General features: G+C 41.9%; 6 protein-coding genes. 1 reads left to right on the top strand and 5 read right to left on the bottom strand.

Annotated features, from left to right (window positions below; genetic code table 11):
* Positions 1–202 precede the first annotated feature (202 nt).
* Positions 203–2044 (top strand): T9SS type A sorting domain-containing protein, encoded by a 1842-nt coding sequence (locus FO442_RS17065; protein WP_186280224.1) that lies wholly within the window; start codon positions 203–205, stop codon positions 2042–2044.
* A 65-nt stretch (positions 2045–2109) separates the two neighbouring features.
* On the opposite strand, the gene FO442_RS17070 is transcribed toward FO442_RS17065, so the two are convergent.
* The 5 genes from FO442_RS17070 to FO442_RS17090 all read right to left on the bottom strand — a co-directional run.
* Positions 2110–2964 (bottom strand): PP2C family protein-serine/threonine phosphatase, encoded by an 855-nt coding sequence (locus FO442_RS17070; protein WP_144334432.1) that lies wholly within the window; start codon positions 2962–2964, stop codon positions 2110–2112.
* Positions 2965–3273: 309 nt separating this feature from the next.
* Complete coding sequence (locus tag FO442_RS17075) at positions 3274–3909, bottom strand: DsbA family oxidoreductase (protein WP_144334433.1); 636 nt, start codon at positions 3907–3909, stop codon at positions 3274–3276.
* Positions 3910–3928: 19 nt separating this feature from the next.
* Positions 3929–4621 (bottom strand): alpha/beta fold hydrolase, encoded by a 693-nt coding sequence (locus tag FO442_RS17080; protein ID WP_144334434.1) that lies wholly within the window; start codon positions 4619–4621, stop codon positions 3929–3931.
* 192 nt (positions 4622–4813) lie between these two features.
* Positions 4814–7240: a T9SS type A sorting domain-containing protein gene (locus FO442_RS17085; protein WP_186280226.1), complete on the bottom strand. Its 2427-nt coding sequence runs from the start codon at positions 7238–7240 to the stop codon at positions 4814–4816.
* Between the two features lie 253 nt (positions 7241–7493).
* Positions 7494–8487, bottom strand: a 994-nt coding sequence (locus FO442_RS17090; protein WP_144334436.1) for a T9SS type A sorting domain-containing protein, incomplete at its 5' end; no start/stop codon positions are given.

Genomic DNA, 8487 nt, shown 5'->3' on the forward strand with positions numbered 1-8487 from the left:
CGGTTCTTTATTGTTAAGACCACTTTTCAATCCGTTAATTCGGTTTACTTGCAACACTACTTACAGGACATTCGTTCCTAATAATCAATTAGTAAGCCGTGATTTATTTAACGTCTTTTTGAACGCTCAATCCGACTTTTACCCTTACCTTTGTTACTGCGTAAGAAACCACTATTCTGCAATAAATTTAATGAATCGTGTAATGAACAACTTATCCTCCCTGATTTTCCTGGGTATAATTTCTGTTTTTTCTTCTTTCGGGCAAACCGGCCCTGCAGGTGTAGGGAGTTCAGCTACTAATGTACTGTGGTTAAAAGCAGATGCAGGAACCAGTACTTCCACGAACAATGCTCCAGTCGCTTCCTGGACTGATCAATCTGGAAATGGGGTTGTATTGAGCCAAAGCACTGCTATTCAGCAACCTTTATACGTAAGTTCTCTGATGAATGGATTTCCCGCTATTGAATTCGACAACAATAATGGTACCGGACAGAATGATTTCTTTTCAGCTCCGGACAATCCTATTTTTGATAACACGAACGGGTACAGCTTCTTCACGGTCACACGTATGAAAGGATTTGGAAATGCCCAATCAATCATCAGCAAGCGAATCAATGTCGGAAATCAGGAGGCCTTCATGATTTTCTTTTACTCGGCAAATGAATTGACCATTGATATTGATGATGATAACAATCGCTTCGCGAACAATACTCCAAGTATCATTAACACCAATAAAATTTACGATGTCTTCTATGATGGGACATTAACTTCAACCCAACGAACGACGGTCTATGATCAGGAACAATTGCTGATCACTTCTGCGGAAAGCAGTGCCACAATAGCAGACAAAAACTCTCCGTTAATTGTAGGTGCCACTCACACAAATGATCCGAGAGCTTTTAACGGGTATATCTCCGAAATTATCATGTACCGCACAAAAGTAAATGATGCTCAGCGGACCATTATCAATAACCATCTGTCAGCGAAATATGATATCCCTTTAAGTTCAAACGATTTCTATGCAGGAGACAACCCCGCAAATGGGAATTATGACCGGAACATTTCAGGTATCGGAAAGGACGCATCAGGTGGTTCAAATCCCCAATTCGATCCATCTACTTGCGCAGGAATGGGAATTCAATCTGTTGCCGGTTTGGATAATATGGATTATATTCTTGCAGGGCACGCATTCCCTGCAAATAGTGAAATTACCACAGATGTAGCAGGGATAACAGGTATAAATGTTTCGCGATGGCAGCGTATTTGGTATATTGATGTAACAAATACGGGGGCGGCAAATACAACAACCATGACCTTCGATATGAGTGATGCCGGAATGGCTGGCGTCAACCTCGGAACGGTTTCAAATTACATCCTGATTTACCGTCCAGGGCAAACGGGAGCATGGACAGAAGTGGCAACAGCCAATTCAATTACCGGAGATCAGATCTTATTTGCAAACCAAAGTTTAACATTGGATGGTTATTATACCTTGGCTACGAAAGATTTTACCGTAAGTCCGCTTCCGGTTGAATTGGTTCATTTTGATGCAACCTTGGCAGACAGACAAGTGGCGCTTGGCTGGCAAACGGCAAGTGAATTGAACAGCAACTATTTTGATGTCCTTCGTTCCGGAGATGGTCAGAATTGGTCAAGTATCGGGACAGTTCCCGCAAAAGGATCATCCCAGTCATCCATTGATTACTCCCTTGCAGATGCAACTCCATTAACAGGTGTTTCCTACTATCGTTTAAAAGAAGTGGATCTGAACGGGTCATTTCACTTATCCGATATCCGGTCTATTAACAACAGCCCGAAGGAAAACCGGGTCAAAATTTATCCGAATCCAACAAGTAAAGGATGGGTAACCATTGTTTCCGACGAACCGATTTCAAGTCTTTTCGTTTATGACGCTCTTGGAAAGGTGGTTTTCGAAGCAACAATCAATTCCGATGATACTTACTTATTAGATGCTCAATCGTTTGAATCCGGAATGTACTGGATCAACCTGAACGGTGAGCATTACAAGCTGATTGTACGATAGAATTATCAAGAGGAGGATTCCGGATCCACCTCTTGATCATTTACAATTGATCATTTAAATGACCTTTATATTTTGATCCCAACCACACAAATATCATCTACCTGTTCCTGCTTCCCCTTCCAGTTATTGTAATGAAAAAGTAACTCGGCACGCTGTTCCCGCAGTTCAAAATCACAGATGGAAGTCAGCAAATTCCGGAAGCGCTGCCGGTTAAATTTTTTGACATTCTCACCTCCGAATTGGTCTGTGTATCCGTCCGAAAACAGGTAAAACTGATCTCCTTCCTGCAATCCGAAATGAATCGTTTCAAATTCCTTTATTTCTTTCGAGGCGTGACCGATTGAATCGGGACCTTTTTTAAATTCCACCAGGTTTCCTTCTCTAACCAGGAACAATGGTCTTCCGGCCCCGCAAAACGATCCATTCATTTGCGAAAGGTTGAACTTGCAAAAGACCAGGTCCATCCCATCCCGTGTGGCTCCTTCCGTCAGATGTTCATTGAACAAACTGGTCAGTTCACGATCCAACAACTCTACAATCTTTGCAGGATCGGAAAGCCCCTCCAGGCGGATAATTTGTCTTAGCAAGGCATTTCCTGCAATGTTTACCATCGCTCCCGGAACGCCGTGTCCCGTGCAGTCACCCACAGCGAAATAAACGTCATCGTGGTGCTGGAAGATCCAGTAAAAATCCCCGCTTACAATGTCTTTGGGTTGAAAGATCACGAAAGCATCGGAAAAAATGTTTTGGAAAATACGCTCATTGGGCAAAATACTTCGTTGCAAACTGCCGGCATAGCGCATACTTTCATGCAGGGATTCGGCCTGTTGTTCCAAATAAGCAATTCGATTGGCAAGTTCTACGGAAACCAAACTGGATTCGGTTAAAGGAACCTGCTCTTCCAAAACGAGCGTGTTCATCGTGTAAAAAATAAAATTGAAAAAATAGATTGTTTTGTTGAATAATCTTTAAGAGGTCCAACACCCTCTATAGCGAATCAGACCCTACAGAAACGGGAAATCATGCGCATGCGCCAAATGGAATGGCGCATAAAAATTCGATATGTTGAAATGAATTTCACGGGGTAAAACTAATCAATTTTTCAATGAACCCGTTTTTTGGGCAGAATAATTATTCTTTTCCCGAATTTCGGTTGAAAAAGTTTCATCCCGATAGAAATTGGGATCACTATATTGAAAGAATAGTGATCATCAATTAATTACATGGCTTTATGATGCCTTTAAAACTTCCCGAATGGTCTGTTCAAAATGTTCAATTGGCTGAGCACCCGAAATGGCATATTTTCGATCGAAAACGAAAAATGGAACTCCACGTACTCCAATTTGCTGCGCTTCCGAAATATCACTCCTCACAGCATCAGCAAATTTCGCTTCATCTTCCAATACTTCTTTTACATCCAGAGCATTCAATCCGACACCAACACCTAGTTCCATCAAGGTATTTTTATCGTTCAGATTCCTTCCTTCCGTGAAATAAGCCTTGAAAAACGTTTCTTCCATCGTATCCCCCAAACCTTTGGTTTTGGCCAGCTGAATGACACGATGTGCATCAAACGAATTGGAGACTACTGCTTTTTCGAAATGATAATCCAGTCCAACTTCTGCAGCGCGGGCAACCACTCCGGCATGCATCTCTTTGGATTCCTCTACTGACATTCCCTTTCGTTCAGCCAGGTATTCGTATACGTTCTTATCCGCCTGCGGAATGATGGTAGGATCCAACTGAAAACTCTTCCACTCAAGTTCAAAGGGTACATCCGGAAATTGGCTTAAAGCAGCTTCCAAATGCCGTTTCCCGATGTAGCAAAACGGGCACATAATGTCCGACCAAATTTCGATTTTCATGGAATAAAGTTACTCCAATTTATCTGTTCAATTGCGTGTTTAACAATTGTTGTACCAGTTCATCCAAGGGAACCTGGTTTATCGGATGCACCCAATCGGGGACTTCTTCAAAACTTGCGTTTCTGAGTAATTCCCGGACATGCTTCGTTTCCTCCTTTGTTACCATCACGTCTTTCTCACCAAGAAGTAAGAGAACCGGGATTTGGATGTGATGAAAATCGTAAGGTTTTAAAGAAGGTTTTTTTCCCAGTTCCAACATCATTTTTGCGGTGCGTTGAAGAACCATTTTCCATTCTGCTTCTCCATGGAGCGATTTTAAGTAGTTCGCAAATGCAGGGACTTTTTCTTCGATCTTTTCGGCATTCAACATCTTCGCCTCTTTTTCGGCACTTTCAGGATTCCAGTCGAATTTTGTACCTAAGGTAATGATCTGCTCAAAACTTCCGGGTTGCAAGCTTTCCAGTTTCAATGCCACGTAACCACCCATACTATATCCGAAGATCAGTGGTTTTTCCAGATTGTTTTCCTGCATGAAATTTTTTACGTTTTGCACAAAATGTTCTATTGAAAAGTCCATTTCGATACCCGACTTTGCTCCATGACCATCGAAATCGAGTGTATAAACATTAAAATGATCTGCCAATCGGGATTCCAATTGCTTAAATTGAGCTTTTGCACCCAATGCACCATGAAGTATTACCAGTTCTCTCATCCAATTACCGCTTTAAAAGGTACTCCATCCTCCACGTGATCTTCGATTCGTTTGGAGCATCCGTTTTTGTTTTGCGTCAAATTTAATACTACCATTTGAACAGGCATACCTTCGGATCAGTTTCCGATCAACTAATTCAATTAAAAAAGGGCTGTCTCCGATCAAGACAGCCCTTCATAAATTGCTTTATTCCTATTTTTTGAAAAAGGAGATGGTAGTCATCCCTGCATTCGTTTGCAAACGAATCAGGTACAAACCGGTTTCAAAATTGTTCAAATCAACCTGCTCATTCAAGCCCTGAGCTGTTCTTGAAAGCATTACTTTTCCTGTCAGATCAACTACTTCAATCTTTTGTAATTCATTATCAGAAATGATCTGAAGGAAAGTGCTTGCAGGATTCGGGAATACGTGAACGGAATTCTTATCCAGGGTTTCCAATCCCAAAGCCGAATTGACATTGTATGTAGTATTGGTGACAATCGGTTCATTCCAGTCAAAAAAGATGTGCGCTGTGTTTTTGATTTCTGATCCGATACCGTTGGTTGCCTTTTCACGAATACGGTAAACGACATGGCCATGACTCATCGGTTCGTTTGCAGATTCTTCGGGCAACCAGATTTGAGGGAAATCGAATCGTTTTACCCCATTGCCCATATCAATCAGCTGCATCGGATGGGAAGTTTCCAAAATTTCCAGTGTTGCCCAATCCAATTGAGCGCTCAAAGTATCCAGAATGTAAATATTTTGAGCAGGAGCTGTTCCCGTATTTTGGAAACGAATCGTATACGTTAAGGTTTCTACGGTTGCAGGATTAATCGCTGCTTCGTGGTCAACCGATTTGTCATTCGGGTCATAACTGCTTCCTACGAGTTGCAGCAAATTCCCGTTGTTGTTATTGGTGTTGCAATCCGTTGTATTATTTGTTGCGGCAATCTGTGAGGTGTAATAATGCGCAGTTCCGTTGGGAATCCCGCTTGGACAAATAAACTGAATGACGTCGGAATAAGAATATCCCGGGTAGGCATTTGTCAAATTCCAGGTAATCGTGTTTCCGGAAATAACGTAACCGGGTAAATTAATAGAAGAGGGAACCGGAGTCACACCGGCAGGGAAATTCATCGTAACAGTGTACGTGTAACCGGTTCCGGGACCATAGTTCCCGATGTTGAGCTTAATGTAATTGGTTTGTCCCTGGTAATAACCGATCCAAGGCGTAACAGTCGTCCACAAATCGGCACATTGTGAACCGGTACCGCCACAATTGACCCCATAATAACCGGTATTCGTTGTTCCGGCAGGTGAAGTTAAAACAGTCAGAAGGGTGTTATTGGAAGTGTATCCATGCTGCTGCAGCCATGATTGATTGATTTGAGCAAAAACATATTGATTTGGAAAATAATTCGAGCAATATTGTGCCAAACCGGAAGAATCGGTATAAACCACTGCTAATTGGTTCATGGTATTTATCATGAATTGAACCGGTGCATTTGCGATTGGTAATTCCCCGGAATCCATCACTCCGTTATTGTTTGCATCACAAAAAACATATACACTGACACACGATGTATTGGAACATGAATTATTACAATTAACCGGAATATTTAATGTGTCGGCGCCGTTACAAGCCGATGTTAAAATCGTTTGTGGACCCATTAACGTTGAGTAACCATTGACAGAAAGCCAATTCGGGTTGACCATAACAACTGCAGGTGTTCCGGAAGCTACATTCAGGCTTGTTTGGTAATATCCGCCCGCATCGGTATAAACTGTTTGTGTCATTCCACCCGCCTGAATAATAACAGGTGCGTTTAAAATCAGGATATCCGGCCAGGAAAGTACGCCATTGGTATCCTGATCACAAAATACGTACCCACTGACACAACTGGTATTTGGACCATTCACACAAGTTAAAGTAATGAGTGTAGTAAACGTCTGCATTCCCTGGTTTACAGTGATCAGATTCCCAAGAAATGAAAGAACCTGGTACCCGTTCTGAGCCAGCCATGTTGGATTAACCTGAATGGTATAAGTGCCTGAAGGTATGTTGTTGAAAACTGCCTGCTGGTTTTGCGTGGTGGCATAATATGTGTTTATACCGTCTGAAATAATCAGAGGAACACCGTTATTCAGTGTCGAATCCGTATTCCCGTCATTGTTACAATCCAGTTGGGTACTTGCAAATACAAACGCAGTGGTGCAGCTATTAATGTAATTAATCGTATCTACCACCGTTGAGTTATTCATCGGGTTTGTTACCTGGATAATTACCGTGTAACTTCCAATGCCTTGATAAGTGTGGCTCAAAGGTGGTGTCCAGCTGATTGCACTTCCGGCAGTAGAGGTTGAGCCGGTATGTGTGGAAGTCATTCCATCGCCCCACCAAACAACAGTCGTAAATTGGCTGGATGCAAAATTGTTTCCGTCCAATGTAAAATAGACGTCAGCGTTGGCCAGCGAATCTTCATACAATGCACTGACAGAAAGATTTAGAGTCGAATCACACGAAGTGTAGACAGGTGTCCCGGTGTTTAAAGATGTAAGTGTAAACCCCTGGCTAAAAGTCAGGCATGAAATAAACATCGTTCCGATGACAAATGCTAGTTTAGTTAACTGGTTCATTTTGAGTAGTTTTTTTCTGGTTTCTTCCTTTAAGACTTTCATTGCATTAAAAGGTTGCTTTACAAAACTGCGTCATCTCACAAATACCCGTATTTGTTCGCTTCCAAATAACTGCCAAACTAGAACTGCCTGTTATTAGTAAAACTAATAAATGCTAATTGGCTGTGTGATCTTTTGCCGATCGGAAAAGAAAGAATCCGTCTCCCCCCTGATCGGGAAGGAAGACGGATTCCATAAGTTTTTTAAAGCTTAATTATTGTTTCACCACACGCTGAACACGATGTCCTCGCGAATTCCTGAAATCAAAGAGGTAAACCCCCCGTTCAAAGTTCCGAAGTAAAATGATTTCGTGATTTTGGATTTTATCTTTCAATACCATTTTCCCCTGGACATCGTAAACTATCAATTCGGCATCTGCACCGGAGAAGTTGATGTGCACCCCATCGTTGGTTGGATTCGGGTACACTTCAAACAAATCAACTTCCACATCTGCTAATCCAACCGTGCTTACGTGCCCGTTCTGGAAGTATATCGCTTCCGTCACTGTGAAGTATTCGTTCACCGACTTGAACGGACAGAATACACTCAACTGAACCCAATAAACACCATTCCCGTTATTCAACACATAATTTGTTGTGATGAAATTCGACCCATTGGAATCAATGATATTCCAGGTCACATTCACAGTGTTTCCGTTTGCCCAGATCGAATCGATGTAAGCCGTATCAATGGAGTTGTAAAAGATATCACAATTCATTCCTGTTAATCCCAACGAATCCGCTGCCAATGAATCGATGAATGGGTTGTTGAACACAAAATTGGAATCGATCGGAATGACAACCGGAACTAAAAGCGTGTCTCCGCAATTTCCAGTTACATGCAAGTCATGGATTCCTGCACATAAATTCGTTACCAAACTATAGCCGTTTGAAGTCACGATTTGTGAACCATTATCGAAATCGAGTTCGAACGGCGCATTTCCGGAAAGATCGATCGCTGCTTCTCCTACGCACGCATTCGCATCCGATGGCATGGAGAAGGTATTTTCAATCACTAATGGAAGATTCTGTATAATTGTTAAGTTCAAGATAACAGTCGAATCACAACCTGCGGCATTTTGCAACACAAAAGTCGGTGTGTTTGTAGAAGAAGTGTATGTATTTCCATCAATCCAATCGTAGGAATCACAAGCAGTTTGAATATCCGTTCCCGTCGTCGAATGATTAATAGTTAGATTCAAAGTAACG

Origin of the sequence: Fluviicola chungangensis (genome assembly GCF_007558725.1) — a bacterium.
Classification (GTDB): Bacteria; Bacteroidota; Bacteroidia; order Flavobacteriales_D; family Crocinitomicaceae; genus Fluviicola; species Fluviicola chungangensis.

Excerpts from the sequence above, each read along its gene's own strand:
- FO442_RS17070 (WP_144334432.1), bottom strand. The coding sequence starts at position 2,964 with ATGAACACGCTCGTTTTGGAAGAGCAGGTTCCTTTAACCGAATCCAGT.
- FO442_RS17085 (WP_186280226.1), bottom strand. The coding sequence starts at position 7,240 with ATGAACCAGTTAACTAAACTAGCATTTGTCATCGGAACGATGTTTATT.
- FO442_RS17080 (WP_144334434.1), bottom strand. The coding sequence starts at position 4,621 with ATGAGAGAACTGGTAATACTTCATGGTGCATTGGGTGCAAAAGCTCAA.
- FO442_RS17075 (WP_144334433.1), bottom strand. The coding sequence starts at position 3,909 with ATGAAAATCGAAATTTGGTCGGACATTATGTGCCCGTTTTGCTACATC.
- FO442_RS17065 (WP_186280224.1), top strand. The coding sequence starts at position 203 with ATGAACAACTTATCCTCCCTGATTTTCCTGGGTATAATTTCTGTTTTT.